Here is a 16,027-nt window from a genome sequence, read left to right as displayed (position 1 = left end):
TCAGACGGCCTTCAACACAATACCGTCGCCAAGCAGGGTCAAAATACCCAGCAGGCAGAACAAGATACATGCGGCAATGCGCACTGCTTTGGCCGGAATCTTGCGCATCAGCATTTCGCCCAAATACACGGCAGGCACAGAAGCAATCATCAAACCGGCAATACTGCCGACCACGACCAGCAGGATAGATTGGTATTTTGCCGCCAAAAGAACCGTCGCAATTTGCGTTTTATCGCCGATTTCCGCCAAGAAAAACAGGACGACCGTCGCCGTAAATGCGCCGTATTTCAGCCACTTGCCGTCAGGGTCTTCGTCTTTGTCAGGCAACAGCAGCCATAATCCGACCGCAATAAAGCTGCCGCCAACCACCCATTTCATGACTTCAGGCGAAATAGCGGATGCCAGCCAGACACCGAGTGCGGCCGAAACAAGATGGTTCAACAGGGTTGCAATAAAGATACCGGCAACAATCGCGTTTTTGTGGGCAAAACGTGCTGCCAAAAAGAGCGCGAGCAATTGCGTTTTATCGCCGATTTCGGCAATAGCCACGCCCAGCGTCGAGGAGAAAAAAGCTTCCATGATTTAAGATACTCAACCGAAAAGCGGGCAAACAAAAAGCGCTGTGCATACCGCCCGCAAGGGTATGGACAACGCTTACGTCTTGCCTGTCTTCCGATAAAGCAGAGAAGATACCGCTGCCACGGCCGCACAAGCCGATTATGTTGACAACGGTTTCGGCATTGCGCCGAATGGCTACTCCCGTAAGAGTGAAGCGCGGATTTTACGGCAAACAAAAGTTTGAAGCAAGAAAAACAAAAGGCCGTCTGAAACCCAATGTAAAGTAGGTTTCAGACGGCCTGCGATTACTTGCCGCATACTTCAAATTTACGGCCGGATCCTTTGCCATTGTATCTGCCAAAACCATGCGGCATATCGTTTTCAATCACTTTAAACAAACCCGGGCTGGCTGTAACCCCTTCAGGCATATTATCCGGCAGGGCCTGACGCATCTTGGCAGTAGCGGCTTTAAAATCTTCCATATTGCGCCAACGGGCTACGTTAATTAACAATTAAGCGGATTTCAATTTGGGTTTACGGATAGAAAATCCGTCTTTCATGCTCAGTCCCAACAGCGTCAGATTAGCCATACCGGCAATCAGTTCTACGATTTGAACGATATAAAACACGCTGTCAAACTGTCCGGCAGAAGCGCGGTTATTCAAGAAAAAGGCACAAGGCAGCAAAATCAGCATTCCGTTGGCAGCGATAACCGGCATGCGTCGGCGTTTCGCGGCAATCGCAGTATGTTTGCTTTTGCCGCCCATTTTCATGCCTGTTGCGCCTGCGGTTGCCATGCAGGCAATCAACCCGAACAGCGCATAAACAATGGTTTGCTTCACGGCGGCGACAGTTTCGTGCGAGCCGAAGAGTTCGCTGAACACGGTGCTGCTCCAAAACGAAGCGATGAATAAAAATGCGCCCGCTCCTGCGGCGGCGTGGATTTTGCGTAAAGTATCGCGGTTCATAATATTTCCTTTGAATGTTTAAGATAGGCCGTCTGAAATTTATATAGTAAGCTATTAAATTAAAATAAATATAGCTTGCTGTTGATTAATATAGCAAGCTATACTTGCGCTATAATTCATAAAGATCTGTTTTAAAAGGAAACAAAGTGAACGACTCATTCAAAGACCAATCAGCCGGCTATCTGATGAACCACATTGCCCGCCAATTTGCCATTTTATTGAGCGAAGGCTTAAAACCACTGGGGATTGCGCCTGCACAATTTCCAATTTTGATCGAGCTATGGAATAAAGACGGTTTGAGCCAACAGGAATTAGTTGAGCGTGCCGATTTGAAGCAGGCAACGATTGCCAACACTCTGGCACGGATGGAGCGAGACGGATTGATTACACGGGAGCCTAATCCTGAAGATGCACGCAGCCGTTTGATTATGCTGACAGAACACGCGCGTGCTTTACAATCAAGCTCCACCGAAATTGCCAAAGCCATCAACCAAGAATCCTTGGCGGATCTGTCGGCAGACGAGCAGAAACTGTTTTTGGAAATGGCACAGAAAATTATATTGAAACAACAAAAGATGATAAAAGTCTGAAAAATATAAAAAAGGCCGTCTGAAACCTCATTCAAGCAGGTTTCAGACGGCCTTTTTCACAACGATTAATTATCGGAGAACAAATCGCCTACTTTTTCCCAAAACGATTTTTTGCGCGGAGTTTGGCTGAGGTCGAGGCCGGAGGAGATTTTTTCAAATTCTTCCAGCAACTCTTTCTGACGGTCGGTCAGGTTGACCGGTGTTTCAACCAAAATGTGGCAGTACAAATCGCCGGTCGAGCTGGAACGCAGAGACTTGATGCCTTTGCCTTTCACGCGCATACGGCGGCCGGTTTGCGTTTCTTTCGGAATGTGCAGTTTAACTTTGCCGTCCAAAGTCGGCACTTCGACTTCACCGCCCAATGCGGCAATGGCAAAACTGATCGGCAGTTCGCAATGCAGGTCCAAGCCGTTGCGCTCAAAGATTTTGTGCTGTCTTACGCGGACATTGACGTACAAATCGCCTGCCGGTGCGCCGTGTTGACCCGGCTCGCCCTCGCCGCTCAAGCGGATGCGTTGACCGTCGTCGATGCCTGCCGGAATGTTGACTTCAACCGTTTTGCTGGTTTTGGTGCGGCCTTCGCCACGGCATTTGACGCAAGGATCTTTGATTTCTTTGCCTGTACCATGACAAGTCGGACAAGTCTGCTGCATTTGGAAAATGGCTTGGCGGACGTGTACCGTACCTGAGCCGTGACAGGTCGAACAAGTCGATGCGGATGTGCCCGGCTTAGCACCTGAGCCGTGGCAGACATCACATTCTTCGTAAGTCGGAATGTTGATGCGTTTTTTCACGCCTTTGGCGGCTTCTTCAAGCGAAATTTCTATGCCGACCTGCAAATCCGCACCGCTGTAATCCGGCTGACGGCCGCCTGCGCTGCCGCCACCACCGAACATTTGGCTGAAAATATCGGAAAAATCGAAGCCTTGCGCGCCACCGAACCCGCCAAAACCGCCGAATCCGCCCGCGCCTGCGCCCTGTTCAAACGCGGCATGGCCGTATTGGTCGTACATGGTACGTTTTTCCTTGTCAGACAAGGTGTCGTAAGCTTTTTGGACTTCTTTAAATTTTTCTTCCGCTTCTTTGTTGTCAGGGTTGCGGTCGGGATGGTATTTCATTGCCAGCTTGCGGTAGGCTTTTTTGATTTCATCGTCGCTAGCGCTGCGGGCAACACCAAGGGTTTCGTAAAAATCTTTATTGCTCATAATTTTGATAGTGTTAAGAATGAATTCAAACTGGGTGGGATATGTGGGCGAGTATCAAAAACTCAAGTCAGTATTTTCAAGGCCGTCTGAAATTGTGCTTTTCCGACATCCAAACATTCAGACGGCCTTTGTCAAACCGACAGGCCCGACAACCTGCTATAATCCCATCTTTATTTTTTCCAACGTTTTCAAGCGAAAAACAGAATGACCATGCAAGAACATTACCAACCCGCCGCCATTGAGCCTGCGGCGCAGAAAAAATGGGATGACGCCCTTATTTTCAACATCTCCGAAGACGCTTCCAAACCCAAATACTACTGCCTCTCCATGTTCCCCTACCCCAGCGGCAAGCTGCACATGGGGCATGTACGCAACTACACCATCGGCGACGTATTGAGCCGCTTCAAACTCTTAAACGGCTTCAACGTCATGCAGCCTATGGGTTGGGACGCGTTCGGTATGCCTGCGGAAAACGCAGCGATGAAAAACAACGTCGCCCCTGCCGCTTGGACTTACGACAACATCGAATACATGAAAACCCAGCTCAAAAGCCTGGGTTTTGCGATTGACTGGGAGCGCGAAGTCGCCACCTGCAAACCCGAATACTACCGCTGGGAACAATGGCTGTTTACCAAGCTGTTTGAAAAAGGCATCGTCTATCGTAAAAACGGCACAGTAAACTGGGACCCCGTCGACCAAACCGTCCTTGCCAACGAGCAAGTCATCGACGGACGCGGCTGGCGTTCGGGTGCATTGATCGAAAAACGCGAAATCCCGATGTATTACTTCAAAATCACGGATTACGCCGAAGAGCTGCTCAACGACTTGGACAAACTGGAACACTGGCCTGAACAAGTCAAAACCATGCAGCGCAACTGGATCGGCAAATCTCGCGGCATGACCGTGCGCTTCGCTGTTTCAGACGACAGCAAACAAGGTTTGGAAGGAGATTACGCGAAATTCCTGCAAGTTTATACCACCCGTCCCGACACACTGATGGGCGCGACTTATGTTGCCGTTGCCGCCGAGCATCCGCTGGCAACCGCCGCAGCCGCCAACAAACCCGAATTGCAGGCATTTATCGCCGAATGCAAAGCCGGTTCAGTTGCCGAAGCCGATATGGCGACGATGGAGAAAAAAGGCGTGCCGACCGGCCGCTACGTCGTCAACCCGCTCAACGGCGACAAGCTGGAAGTGTGGATTGCCAACTATGTATTGTGGGGCTACGGCGATGGCGCAGTGATGGCTGTTCCGGCGCATGACGAACGCGATTTCGAGTTCGCCACCAAATACAATCTGCCTAAAAAACAAGTCATTGCCGTTGGCGACAACGCATTCGACGCAAACCAATGGCAAGAATGGTACGGCGACAAAGAAAACGGCGTATTGGTCAACAGCGGCGACTTGGACGGCATGAATTTTCAGACGGCCTTCGATGCCATCGCCGCCAAGCTGCAAAGCCAAGACGCAGGCGAACCGAAAACCCAATACCGCCTGCGCGACTGGGGTATTTCGCGCCAACGCTACTGGGGCTGTCCGATTCCCATCGTCCATTGCGAAAAATGCGGCGACGTCCCCGTCCCCGCCGACCAACTGCCGGTCGTCCTGCCTGAAAACGTCGTACCCGACGGCATGGGTTCGCCGCTGGCAAAAATGCCCGAGTTTTACGAAACCACCTGCCCATGCTGCGGCGACGCGGCAAAACGCGAAACCGACACCATGGACACCTTCATGGAATCAAGCTGGTATTTCTTCCGCTACATGTCGCCCAAGTTCGCAGAAGGCATGGTATCGACTGAAGCCGCAAAATACTGGGGCGCGGTCGACCAATACATCGGCGGTATCGAACACGCGATTCTGCACCTCTTATACGCGCGTTTCTTCACCAAACTGATGCGCGACGAAGGCTTGGTCAATGTTGACGAACCGTTTGAACGCCTGCTCACGCAAGGCATGGTCGTCTGCGAAACCTACTACCGCGAAAACGACAAAGGCGGCAAAGACTGGATCAACCCTGCCGATGTCGAGCTGACCTTCGACGACAAAGGCCGCCCTGTTTCCGCCGTTCTGAAAGCAGACGGACTGCCTGTCGTCATCAGCGGCACGGAAAAAATGTCCAAGTCCAAAAACAACGGTGTCGATCCGCAAGAACTGATTAACGCCTACGGCGCGGACACCGCCCGCCTGTTCATGATGTTCGCCGCACCGCCCGAACAGTCCCTCGAATGGAGCGACAGTGGCGTCGAAGGCGCGCACCGCTTCCTACGTCGTCTGTGGCGTACCGTTTACGAATACCTGAAACAAGGCGAAGCGGTCAAAGCGTTCGCAGGCAGCCAAGACGGTTTGTCTAAAGAACTCAAAGACCTGCGCCACAAACTGCATTCCACCATCACCAAAGTCAGCGACGACTACGGCCGCCGCCAGCAGTTCAACACCGCCATCGCCGCCGTGATGGAACTGCTCAACCAATACGACAAAACCGATACCAGCGGCGAACAAGGCCGCGCCGTCGCCCAAGAAGTATTGGAAACTGCCGTACGCCTGTTGTGGCCCATCGTGCCGCACATCTGCGAAACCCTGTGGAGCGAATTGAACGGCGCGAAACTGTGGGAAGCAGGCTGGCCGACAGTCGATGAAGCCGCTTTGGTCAAATCCGAAATCGAAGTGATGGTTCAAGTCAACGGCAAACTGCGCGGCAAAATCACCGTTGCCGCCGACGCATCCAAAGCCGACCTCGAAGCCGCCGCCCTTGCCAACGAAGGCGCAGTGAAATTCATGGAAGGTAAACCTGCGAAGAAAATCATCGTCGTACCCGGACGCTTGGTGAATATCGTCGTCTAAACCGCTTTTAAGGTTTAGCCATACGGATAAAGGCCATCTGAAACTTGGAAACAGGTTTTCAGACGGCCTTTTATTTTTAAAACCGTTATTTCCTTGAATTGTAAGGTTTACCATTAAATTAAAGTTATGAAGATATTTTTTGAACCATCGTATTCAAATGAAGACCTTAGCTTTGATAAAAACTAAGGTTTAGACGAATAAAGAAAGGCTGAGACCTTTGCAAAAAAGCCCTTCCCACGACAGCCTAAATCCAAACAAAGGTCTCATCAGGTTCATTTAGCAGAATTCAAACAGCTCTTGATGCAATGAGCGTGTCTTAAGTTTTCCTGCAATACTGTTTGTAAAGCTACGACTACCACAAAGCCATAGACTGCGGGTTTCACTATTCTGAACGCTTTGTACAATATGATCAGCTGATAATCTTTGGGTTTCAGAAGGAATATAGTGGAATGTAACATTCGCTTGTTGAGCCAAATCTTTCCATTGGTTGATTATTTCTGCAGATAAATTTCTATCGGCATGGAACCAGTCAATTTGTTGATTGGATGGTTGTTTGGCTAATTCTTTGAGCCTTGCAAGGAAAGGCGTAAAACCAATACCGTTACTCACCCAAATTTGTTCATTTTTATCTGAAAAATTGAAGCGGCCATATGCACCATCAATTTTAACGGTATCACCGATGTTCAAACGTTGAGACAGACGATGGGTGTAGTCGCCCAAGTCTTTGATGATAAGATTGATTTGTTGATTTTCAGGATTCCAGTTTGAAGCGATGGTAAATGGGTGGCTTTCTCCATGTGCACGTAAAAAGAGGAATTGACCGGCTTGGTGTCCCTGCCATTTTGGCGCATTCAGGGTAAGTGAAAGCAGGGAGCCGTTTTGGTTCATGGCAGTTACTGTTGCGGTTTGCGGTTTACCAATGCGTTTAAAGAGGGCGAGGAGGGAACAAATACTACCGAAGAATAGGGCGGTAGCCAGCAACCAGCCAAGTGGCTGAGCCCAGTAAGCAAAGTTTGCCAATACGATGGTGTGCCATACGAGTGCAATATAGACAGGGACAATTAAGATGTGAAGTTTGGCAAACCAACGGTAGGGAATAAGTTTGATCAGTGCGATAACCAATAAGACGACTGCAACGTAAAAAGCAATCTCACCCACTTCTTCAGCAAAATGGCGCTGGGTAACTAACCAATCTTTTAAAGTCAAGACTTCCTGCATCGGTGGGCGCGGTGGCTTTTTGCCGTCAAACAGACCGAGCTTTACCAGCCATTTGGGGAATTGCTTACTGATCCAATGCAGGATACTGCCTGAAAGGGCAATGATGCCCAACCATTTATGCAGGCGGTACATTTTATCCAATCCGCCAAATAGTCCTTCCAACATTTTGGGACGTACTGCAAGAATCATACAAGCACTCATAGCCAGTATGCTGATGCTGCCGGTGAACTGTAATAATAGGTTACGTACGGGAAATACGCCCCACTTGTCTGGAAATGGCGTGGCAAACAGCCATAAAGCGGATATGCCGACTAAAAAGGCAAATAAGGTAAATTTAATATTTTTCATGGTAGTGTTCTTTGTGAAATTAAAATATAAAACAGTTGGTGCTTGTTTTAACAGGACTAAGTATATCTTGGAAAAATTAGGCCAAAATTATCGATAAAGTGCTTCCTGTATTCATTGTTAGGGCTTAAAACGCCAATGTTGGTATGCTCAGCCTTTCTTGTCGTTGATAGTTTAAAGTGGAACATTATTTAATAAATTCCACCACTTCGCGTTTTTGGGTGAGGCTCTTACTTGCGATAGCCAAATGCTGCCATCACACTTAACTTAAATTCTTGGGGATCAAACAAGCCTTTTTCTGCCAATAATGTATCCATTTTGGCATGAGGGAAACCTTCAACAGTGGGAAGCGGTCGATGTGTTTGGCAATCATGGCTTGGGCAGTTTACTGGAAGAAAGTACTCATGAGAAATCCCCTAAATGTCTTGGTGGAAATTTAGGGGATTTTGGGGAATTTTGCAAAGGTCTCAGGCCGTCTGAAACCCTATATTCAGGTTTCAGACGGCCTTTTTAACTACCCTATTTTATTCGCCGTAGTAGGCTTTGGTCAGGATTTCTTCCATATCGGCCACCATCGCGAGGCGTGGGTTGGCCGGGGTGCATTGGTCTTCAAAAGACATCATGGCCAGCTCTTTTCTGCCATCGAGGAAGGTTTTCTCATCGATGCCCTGCTCTTTAAACGACATTTTGATGCCGACGTTGACCGCCAGTTCGTGGCAGGCGCGGGCGAAGGATTCTACGCCTTCTGCTGGTGTGCTGCATGGCAGGCCTAAGGTACGGGCGATTTCCTGATATTTCAGGTCGGCTTTGTAGTAGTTGTACTTCGGCCAAGTGGCGGTTTTCTGCGGACGCGTGCCGTTGTAGCGGATGACGTGCGGCAGCAGGATGGCGTTGGCGCGGCCGTGCGGAACATGATATTTACCGCCAATTTTGTGTGCCATCGAGTGGTTGATACCCAAGAACGCATTGGCAAACGCCATGCCTGCGATGGTAGAGGCATTGTGCATATGCTCGCGCGCTTCAGGATCGGCCGCACCATGTTTGTAGGAGCGTTCGAGGTATTGGAACACGAGCTTGATGGCTTGCAGAGCGAGGCCGTCTGTAAAGTCGTTCGCCAGTACGGAAACGTATGCTTCTACGGCATGGGTCAGTACGTCCAAACCGGTATCGGCGGTTACACCTGCCGGAACTGTCATGGTAAACGCAGGATCGACAATCGAAATGGTCGGTGTCAGTGAGTAGTCGGCAATCGGATATTTTTTGTCTCCGTCGCTGATGACGGTAAACGGCGTCACTTCGGAGCCTGTACCCGACGTGGTAGGAATGCCGATAAATTTGGCTTTGCGGCCCAATTCAGGGAAACGGAATGCGCGTTTGCGGATGTCCATGAATTTTTGCACCAAGTCTTCAAAATCGACTTGCGGCTGCTCGTAGAAGAGCCACATGGCTTTGGCCGCGTCCATCGGCGAGCCGCCGCCCAGCGCGATAATGGTGTCCGGCTGGAAGCTGCGCATCAAATCCGTGCCTTTATAGACGGTTTGGACGCTCGGATCGGCTTCAACGTCAGTAAACAGCTGGATGGTCACTTTGTTTTTGCGTTGATGCAGTTGGTGGGTGATTTTATCGACAAAGCCCAGATCAACCATCGAACGGTCGGTCACAATCATGACTTTTTCGCAGTCTTTCATGTCTTGCAGATATTGGATGGAATCGCGTTCAAAATAGATTTTGGCGGGCACTTTGAACCATTGCATGTTGTTTCTCCGACGGCCTACTTTTTTGATGTTTAACAGATTGACTGCGCTGACGTTGCCGCCGACGGCGTTTTTACCGTAAGAGCCGCAACCGAGGGTCAGAGAAGGCAGGAAGGCGTTGTACACGTCGCCGATGCCGCCGAAGGTGGAAGGCGAATTCCAAATCACGCGCAGCGCTTTGACGCGGGAGCCGAACGTTTTGACCAATTCTTCGTCGGCGGTATGGATGGCGGCGGAGTGTCCCAAGCCGTCAAAGGCAACCATTTCTTCGGCAAACTTCAAACCTTGTTCGGTCGAATCCGCCTTAATCATGGCCAAAACAGGCGAAAGTTTTTCGCGGGTCAGCGGTTCGTTCGGGCCGACTTCGCGGCATTCGGCGATGATGATGTTGGTTTTTTCAGGCACTTTAAACCCGGCCTGTTCGGCAATCCATGCCGCCGGTTTGCCCACGACGGCGGAATTAAGTTTCGCGCCGCCGCAGCTGGCGCAGTTTGCCGTGACGCCGAAGATAAACTCTTCGAGCATGGCTTTTTCTTTTTTGTTGGCAAAGTACACGCCGTAGGATTTGAATTCTTCGGCCAACTCTTTGTAAATCTCTTTATCGGCAATCACCGCTTGCTCGCTGGCGCACACCATGCCGTTGTCGAAAGATTTCGACATCACAATATCGTGCGCCACTTGTTTGATATCCGCCGTTTTTTCAACATAAGCAGGTACGTTGCCCGCCCCGACGCCAAGCGCAGGTTTGCCGCAAGAATACGCGGCTTCCACCATCGCATTGCCGCCGGTCGCCAAAATCGTTGCCACGCCCGGATGCTTCATCAGCGCGGAAGTGCCTTCCATAGACGGCTTTTCAATCCACTGGATACAGTTTTCCGGCGCACCTGCCGCAATCGCCGCATCACGCACAATACGCGCGGCATGGGCGGAACACTGCTGTGCAGACGGGTGGAACGAGAAAATAATCGGATTGCGGGTTTTCAGCGCAATCAGGGATTTGAAAATGGTGGTGGAAGTCGGATTGGTGGTCGGCACAATACCGCAAACCACACCGACCGGATCGGCAATTTCAGTAATACCGGTTACATCGTTTTCACTGATGACGCCCACGGTTTTCAAATCGCGCAGGCGGCGCACGACGTTTTCGCAGGCAAACAGGTTTTTCGTCGCCTTATCCTCAAACACGCCGCGTCCCGTTTCCTCTACCGCGTGCATGGCGAGTACACCATGTTTGTCCAGCGCGGCGATAGAGGCTTTGGCAACAATAAAATCAATCTGCTCCTGATCCAGCTTAAGAAACTCATCCAACGCCCGTAAACCCTTTTCAACCAGGCTGTTTACCTCGGCTACGGCTGGGCTGACGACGTTGTCGGCTGATGCGTTCATGGTGTATCTCCTTAATAAAAGGTGGCAATAAGGTCAATAAATTTTCACTACGATAACTATAGGTAATTTAGTTACATTTTGCTTTGACCTACATCACAAACCATGATTGAACTTTTCAGACGGCCTCTCTACCACTTATTCATTTTAATTTATTGAAGTATAATGATTTTATCCTTATGTAGCCAAAGATGGTCTTTTTTGGTCGCTTTCCTCAATAATTAAGATAAAAACAGAAAAAAGATGTATTAAAATTACAAACTCAAATAAACAAAGGCCGTCTGAAAATATTTTTTCAGACGGCCTTTGTTTATATATGCCTTTTATTGGCTGATGTCTTCCAACGTACGGCCTTTGGTTTCTTCACCCAATACCAAGATTACCGCCACAATCAGCAGCATAACCAGCGCAAACATCATAAAGATATTGCCGAAGCCGCCGCTGTTGCCAACCATCGCCGCCACCACCATGGGCGCAAGTATGCCGCCGACGCGGCCGATGGCGCCTGCCCAGCCGGATGCGAAGGCACGGAAGCGCAAGGGGTAGAGCTCGGGGTATAGGTGTACAAAACGCCCCACGCGCCCAAGTTGAAGAAGGACATCAGGCTGCCCCAAATCATGACTTCGGCCGCAGTTGTGCTTTGCCCGAAAAACCATGCGCACGCGGCGCACGCGGCCAGAAAACCTGCCAGCGTTGCTTTGCGGCCGATTCTTTCCACCAAAGCCGCAGCGGCAATATAGCCGGGCAGTTGCGCAACAATCATCACCAGCACATATTCAAAGGTTTTGACCACGGTATTGCCCTGCTCGACCAGCAATTTGGGCAACCAAGTGAAAATACCATAATACGAAAACACGATACCGAACCAAACCAGCCACAGCATCAGCGTGCGCCGTGCAAACGGATGTTGCCAAAGTTGGACGAAGCGGATGCGTTCGCGCGGGGCGGCCGGTGCGGCAACGGCTTCTATCGGCGGCGTGATGCCCGATTGAATTTCCAGCGCGGATACCAAATGGTGCGCTTCGTCGGTTTTGCCACGGGAAAGCAGGTAAGGCACGGATTCGGGAACGAATTTCAACACCAACGGCACATAAAACAGGGGCAAGGCGCCGAATAAAAACGCGCTGTGCCAGCCGGTTTGCGGAATAAAGAAATAAGACACCAGCGCGGCCGAGAGCCAGCCCAAGCCCCAAAAGCTTTCCAGCAATACAATAAAACGGCCGCGTACTTTCGGCGGCGCATATTCGCTGACCAGCGACACGGCGACGGGCAGTTGGCCGCCCAAACCGACGCCGACAAAGAAGCGGCACACCAGCAAAACCGTCAAATCAGGCGCGAGCGCGCACAAACCTGTGGCAATGCTGTATACCACCATCGTGCCGGCAAAAACGGTTTTCCGTCCGAACCTATCCGCCAGCCAGCCGCTGAATACTGCGCCCAGAGCCATGCCGACAAAGGCAATGCTGACAATCCAACCCAACTGCGCCGGAGCCAGCGCCCAATCTTTGCCCAAAGCAGGCAATACAAACGACACCAAGCCTGTATCCATGGCATCAAACAGCCAACCTATGCCGACCCAAACCAGAAGTTTGTAATGAAATCGGGAAGGCGGCAGATTGTGCAGCCGTGTCAGAATATCCATAACTTCTTTCCTTTGTTTGTGTATATGATTGAATTGGGTTTTAGCAATAAATGCTTTAATTTCAGTGACAAACCTGAAACCGAGACATTGTGTCGATTTTAACATTGGTACCATATGCAAAGAATAGGAAGCACGTGTTTTTTAGATATTTTTATCGCCAGAACCGCACGCCCTATTAAAACTCTGAATAAGGGTTCACGGCAGTCCGTCTGAAAGTTGATGGTTTGGGTTTCAGACGGCCTGCCGTTTTTTGCAAAGGCTTCATGCTTGGGTTATGATGTTTATTTGTAATATGTAAACAGATGATTGCCTGTTTTTACATAACAGGCCGTCTGAACAACGGAGAACGATATGAATGCGGTTGTTATTGCGGTCATCATCATGCTTGTGCTGTCTTTATCGCGCGTGCATGTGGTGCTCAGCTTGGCTGTCGGTGCGTTTGTCGGCGGCTTGGTGGCCGGTATGCCTTTGGAGAATGTAACCAACGCGGCCGGCGATGTAGTGCAGCAAGGGATTATTCCTGTTTTTAACGAAGGCCTGAAAGGCGGGGCGCAAATCGCGCTGTCTTATGCCATGCTCGGTGCGTTTGCCATGGCCATCACGCATTCCGGCCTGCCGCAACAGCTCGCCGGCGTGATTATCCGCAAACTCAACGGCGGCGAAGGCAATGCGAAAGGCGAAGGCGCGGTCAAATGGCTGCTGCTGGCGATTATTTTGTGCATGGGTGTGATGAGCCAAAACGTTGTGCCGATTCATATTGCGTTTATCCCGATGATTATTCCGCCACTGTTGTTGGTGTTCAACCGTTTGAAACTCGACCGCCGCTTGGTGGCCTGTGTGATTACGTTTGGCTTGGTAACGACTTATATGTTCCTGCCTTACGGCTTCGGTGCCATCTTCTTGAACGACATCATGTTGGGCAATATCCGCTCGGCAGGCATGGACACCAGCGGCATCAATGTGATGCACGCAATGGCGATTCCGGCTTTGGGCATGGTGTCCGGCTTGCTGCTGGCCTTTTTGCACTACCGCAAACCGCGCATTTATCAAAACAATACCACTGACACGGAAGACAACCGTGCGGCAGTTCAACAACAAGAGCCTTCAACCTATCGCAGCTTGGTGGCGGCTGTGGCGATTGCCGTGTGTTTTGCTATCCAGCTTATGTATGATGGCTCGCTGGTATTGGGCGCGATGTTGGGCTTTGCCGTGTTTATGATGTTGGGCGTGATGAACCGCTCCGCCGCCAGCGATGTGTTCGGCGAAGGCATCAAAATGATGGCGATGGTCGGCTTTATTATGATTGCGGCACAAGGTTTCGCCGCTGTAATGAACGCAACCGGCGAGATTCAGCCTTTGGTCGAACACAGCATGGCTTTGTTCGGAAGCAATAAAGGCATGGCCGCCTTTACCATGCTGTTTGTCGGCCTGCTGGTAACCATGGGCATCGGCTCGTCTTTCTCCACTTTGCCGATTATTACCGCGATTTATGTGCCTTTGTGCATCAGCTTGGGCTTCTCCCCAATGGCTACCGTGGCCATCGTCGGTACAGCCGGTGCGCTGGGTGATGCGGGTTCCCCTGCTTCCGACTCAACGCTCGGCCCAACCATGGGTCTGAACGCCGACGGTCAACACGACCACATCCGCGATTCGGTTATCCCGACTTTTATCCACTACAATATCCCGCTGATGGCTGCCGGCTGGATTGCCGCGATGGTGCTGTAATATGAGCGATATTCAGGAATTGGAACACCGCGTTACAGAGCTGGAAATTCAGACGGCCTTGCAGGAAGATTTAATCGGCAGCCTGAACGACACCATCGCCAAGATGCAGCAGGCTTTGGATTTGCAACAAGGTCAGTTGCGGCTTCTGTATCAACGGATGCAGGACAAAGGCGCAAACGGCGAACGCGAATCGTACAGCCTGCGCGACGAGATTCCGCCGCATTATTGATCAACTAAAAAGGGCGTGTTTGATACATGCCCTTTTCTTTCATAACAAAGGCCGTCTGAAAGTCAATCAAGCTTTCAGACGGCCTTTTAAACAATCAAACCTTATAAACAAGCCAATTCGTTAGCCATTTGCTGCTCGACGGTTTCACGTTGGCGGATAAGTTTGCATTCGTTGCCGTCAACCAATACTTCCGCCGCACGGTTGCGCGTGTTGTAGTTGCTCGCCATGCTTGAGCCATACGCACCGGCGCTGCGGATAAGCAGTAAATCCCCTTCTTCGCAGGCGATGGTGCGGTCTTTGCCGAGGAAGTCGCCGGTTTCGCAAATCGGGCCGACGATATTGGCCATCAGAGGCTCAATGCCTTTGGTTTCGACCGCTTCGATGTGATGATAGGCATCATAAAGCGCCGGACGCATCAAATCGTTCATCGCCGCATCGACCATCACAAAGTTTTTCTCTTCGCCATATTTGACGAATTCGACTCGCGTCAACAGTGCACCAGCATTACCAACCAAACTACGGCCTGGCTCGAGGACCAGTTTCAGACGGCGTGTACCCATCAGTTTTTGAACTGCTTGGGCATACGCGCCCAAATCAGGCACATTTTCGTCTTGATAAACAATGCCGACACCACCGCCCAAGTCCAAGTGTTCCAACACAATGCCTTCGTCTGCCAGTTGGTCGACCAAGGCCAAGATACGTTCGCAGGCTTCGACAAGCGGGCTGAGGTCGGTCAGTTGCGAGCCGATATGGCAGTCGATACCGACAATTTTCAAATGGCTTTGTCGGGAAGCATGACGATAGGCCTCAAGCGCATCGGCATAGGCAATACCGAATTTGTTGGCTTTCAAACCGGTGGAGATATAAGGGTGGGTTTTGGCATCGACATCAGGATTGACACGCAGGGAAACCGGGGCGACTTTACCTAAACGCGCGGCAACTTTCTGAATACGGTCGATTTCAGGAATGCTCTCCATATTGAAGCATTTCACGCCTGCATTCAGCGCAAATTCAATTTCTGCCTCACTCTTACCCACACCGGAAAAAATCGTTTTCGCCGCATCGCCGCCGGCCGCCAAAACGCGCGCCAACTCGCCGCCGGACACAATGTCAAACCCGCTCCCCAAAGAAGCAAAGTGTTTGATGATGCTCAGGTTGCCATTGGCTTTCACTGCGTAGCAGACAAGCGGATTTAAAGCGGCAAACGCAGTTTGGTAGTTTTCAAACGCCTCGGTCAGCGCAGATTTGCTGTACACATAAAGCGGCGTGCCGAATTCCTCGGCAAGGTGGGAATAAGGGGTTTGTTCGCAGGATAAGGTCATGTTTGTGAATTCTTTTTTAATCGTTGGTTTGAGTGGTCGGCTCTTTGGCCGTATCGAATTTCAAGCCGGTCTGAATCACGCCGAAGCGCGCCTTGTCGCCTTCTTTGGGCAGGTAGAGGTCGCCTTTGTAGCCGCAGGCAGAGAGCAGCAGAGCCGTTGCCGCTGCAAAAAATACGCCGTATTTCATCAGTAAAACTTTCTTCATCATTACGAATGTGGCAAGATTCGGTATCTTAAACAAAAACCA

12 protein-coding genes and 1 pseudogene are annotated in these 16,027 nt (G+C 50.5%); 4 read left to right on the top strand and 9 right to left on the bottom strand.

Features of this window, described 5'->3' with window-relative positions; all coding sequences use genetic code 11:
- From KCG54_RS01245 to KCG54_RS01235, 3 genes are all read right to left on the bottom strand, one after another.
- Entirely contained in the window at positions 1–579 is a 579-nt protein-coding gene (locus tag KCG54_RS01245) for a TMEM165/GDT1 family protein (RefSeq protein ID WP_004518907.1), read from the bottom strand.
- Positions 580–863: 284 nt separating this feature from the next.
- Entirely contained in the window at positions 864–1,070 is a 207-nt protein-coding gene (locus KCG54_RS01240; protein WP_254324408.1) for a hypothetical protein, read from the bottom strand.
- Entirely contained in the window at positions 1,071–1,526 is a 456-nt protein-coding gene (locus KCG54_RS01235; protein WP_254324407.1) for a hypothetical protein, read from the bottom strand.
- A gap of 185 nt (positions 1,527–1,711) precedes the next feature.
- Between KCG54_RS01235 and KCG54_RS01230 the strand changes: the two genes are divergently transcribed.
- Positions 1,712–2,116 carry a MarR family winged helix-turn-helix transcriptional regulator gene (locus tag KCG54_RS01230; RefSeq protein ID WP_049332004.1) on the top strand — a complete coding sequence of 135 codons (405 nt, stop codon included), beginning with the start codon at positions 1,712–1,714 and terminating at the stop codon, positions 2,114–2,116.
- A gap of 65 nt (positions 2,117–2,181) precedes the next feature.
- Here KCG54_RS01230 and dnaJ read toward each other — a convergent pair whose 3' ends face one another.
- Positions 2,182–3,321, bottom strand: coding sequence for a molecular chaperone DnaJ (gene dnaJ, locus KCG54_RS01225; protein ID WP_150536910.1), 1,140 nt, complete (start codon positions 3,319–3,321; stop codon positions 2,182–2,184).
- 210 nt (positions 3,322–3,531) lie between these two features.
- Between dnaJ and leuS the strand changes: the two genes are divergently transcribed.
- The gene (gene leuS, locus KCG54_RS01220; RefSeq protein ID WP_254324406.1) at positions 3,532–6,162 is read left to right on the top strand and encodes a leucine--tRNA ligase; all 2,631 of its coding nucleotides are present in this window, start codon (positions 3,532–3,534) and stop codon (positions 6,160–6,162) included.
- Between the two features lie 276 nt (positions 6,163–6,438).
- Here leuS and KCG54_RS01215 read toward each other — a convergent pair whose 3' ends face one another.
- From KCG54_RS01215 to KCG54_RS01205, 3 genes and pseudogenes are all read right to left on the bottom strand, one after another.
- Entirely contained in the window at positions 6,439–7,728 is a 1,290-nt protein-coding gene (locus KCG54_RS01215; RefSeq protein WP_254324405.1) for a ferredoxin reductase family protein, read from the bottom strand.
- A 521-nt stretch (positions 7,729–8,249) separates the two neighbouring features.
- Positions 8,250–10,865, bottom strand: a complete 2,616-nt coding sequence (adhE, locus tag KCG54_RS01210) for a bifunctional acetaldehyde-CoA/alcohol dehydrogenase (protein WP_070585208.1) — start codon at positions 10,863–10,865, stop codon at positions 8,250–8,252.
- 320 nt (positions 10,866–11,185) lie between these two features.
- Positions 11,186–12,504 (bottom strand): annotated as a pseudogene (locus tag KCG54_RS01205) (MFS transporter).
- A 351-nt stretch (positions 12,505–12,855) separates the two neighbouring features.
- Here KCG54_RS01205 and KCG54_RS01200 point away from each other — a divergent pair.
- Together KCG54_RS01200 and KCG54_RS01195 are read left to right on the top strand one after the other, a co-directional pair.
- Positions 12,856–14,229 (top strand): Na+/H+ antiporter family protein, encoded by a 1,374-nt coding sequence (locus KCG54_RS01200; RefSeq protein WP_254324404.1) that lies wholly within the window; start codon positions 12,856–12,858, stop codon positions 14,227–14,229.
- 1 nt (position 14,230) lies between these two features.
- Positions 14,231–14,458 (top strand): SlyX family protein, encoded by a 228-nt coding sequence (locus tag KCG54_RS01195; RefSeq protein ID WP_254324403.1) that lies wholly within the window; start codon positions 14,231–14,233, stop codon positions 14,456–14,458.
- A 101-nt stretch (positions 14,459–14,559) separates the two neighbouring features.
- Here the strand turns inward: KCG54_RS01195 and lysA are convergent, their stop codons facing one another.
- A complete protein-coding gene (gene lysA / locus KCG54_RS01190; RefSeq protein WP_254324402.1) occupies positions 14,560–15,780 on the bottom strand; it encodes a diaminopimelate decarboxylase in 1,221 nt (406 codons plus the stop codon).
- A gap of 16 nt (positions 15,781–15,796) precedes the next feature.
- Positions 15,797–15,988: an LPS translocon maturation chaperone LptM gene (lptM, locus tag KCG54_RS01185; RefSeq protein ID WP_003684659.1), complete on the bottom strand. Its 192-nt coding sequence runs from the start codon at positions 15,986–15,988 to the stop codon at positions 15,797–15,799.
- Positions 15,989–16,027 lie beyond the last annotated feature (39 nt).

Origin of the sequence: Neisseria subflava (assembly GCF_024205705.1) — a bacterium.
In the GTDB taxonomy this organism is placed as follows: domain Bacteria; phylum Pseudomonadota; class Gammaproteobacteria; order Burkholderiales; family Neisseriaceae; genus Neisseria; species Neisseria subflava_D.
Note: the sequence above shows the minus strand (reverse complement) of the source record. Positions and strands in the feature narration are given on the sequence as shown.

Coding starts and splice junctions, on each gene's coding strand:
- KCG54_RS01195 (WP_254324403.1), top strand. CDS start 14,231: ATGAGCGATATTCAGGAATTGGAACACCGCGTTACAGAGCTGGAAATT.
- KCG54_RS01200 (WP_254324404.1), top strand. CDS start 12,856: ATGAATGCGGTTGTTATTGCGGTCATCATCATGCTTGTGCTGTCTTTA.
- KCG54_RS01245 (WP_004518907.1), bottom strand. CDS start 579: ATGGAAGCTTTTTTCTCCTCGACGCTGGGCGTGGCTATTGCCGAAATC.
- KCG54_RS01235 (WP_254324407.1), bottom strand. CDS start 1,526: ATGAACCGCGATACTTTACGCAAAATCCACGCCGCCGCAGGAGCGGGC.
- leuS (WP_254324406.1), top strand. CDS start 3,532: ATGCAAGAACATTACCAACCCGCCGCCATTGAGCCTGCGGCGCAGAAA.
- lptM (WP_003684659.1), bottom strand. CDS start 15,988: ATGATGAAGAAAGTTTTACTGATGAAATACGGCGTATTTTTTGCAGCG.
- KCG54_RS01215 (WP_254324405.1), bottom strand. CDS start 7,728: ATGAAAAATATTAAATTTACCTTATTTGCCTTTTTAGTCGGCATATCC.
- KCG54_RS01230 (WP_049332004.1), top strand. CDS start 1,712: ATGAACCACATTGCCCGCCAATTTGCCATTTTATTGAGCGAAGGCTTA.
- lysA (WP_254324402.1), bottom strand. CDS start 15,780: ATGACCTTATCCTGCGAACAAACCCCTTATTCCCACCTTGCCGAGGAA.
- adhE (WP_070585208.1), bottom strand. CDS start 10,865: ATGAACGCATCAGCCGACAACGTCGTCAGCCCAGCCGTAGCCGAGGTA.
- dnaJ (WP_150536910.1), bottom strand. CDS start 3,321: ATGAGCAATAAAGATTTTTACGAAACCCTTGGTGTTGCCCGCAGCGCT.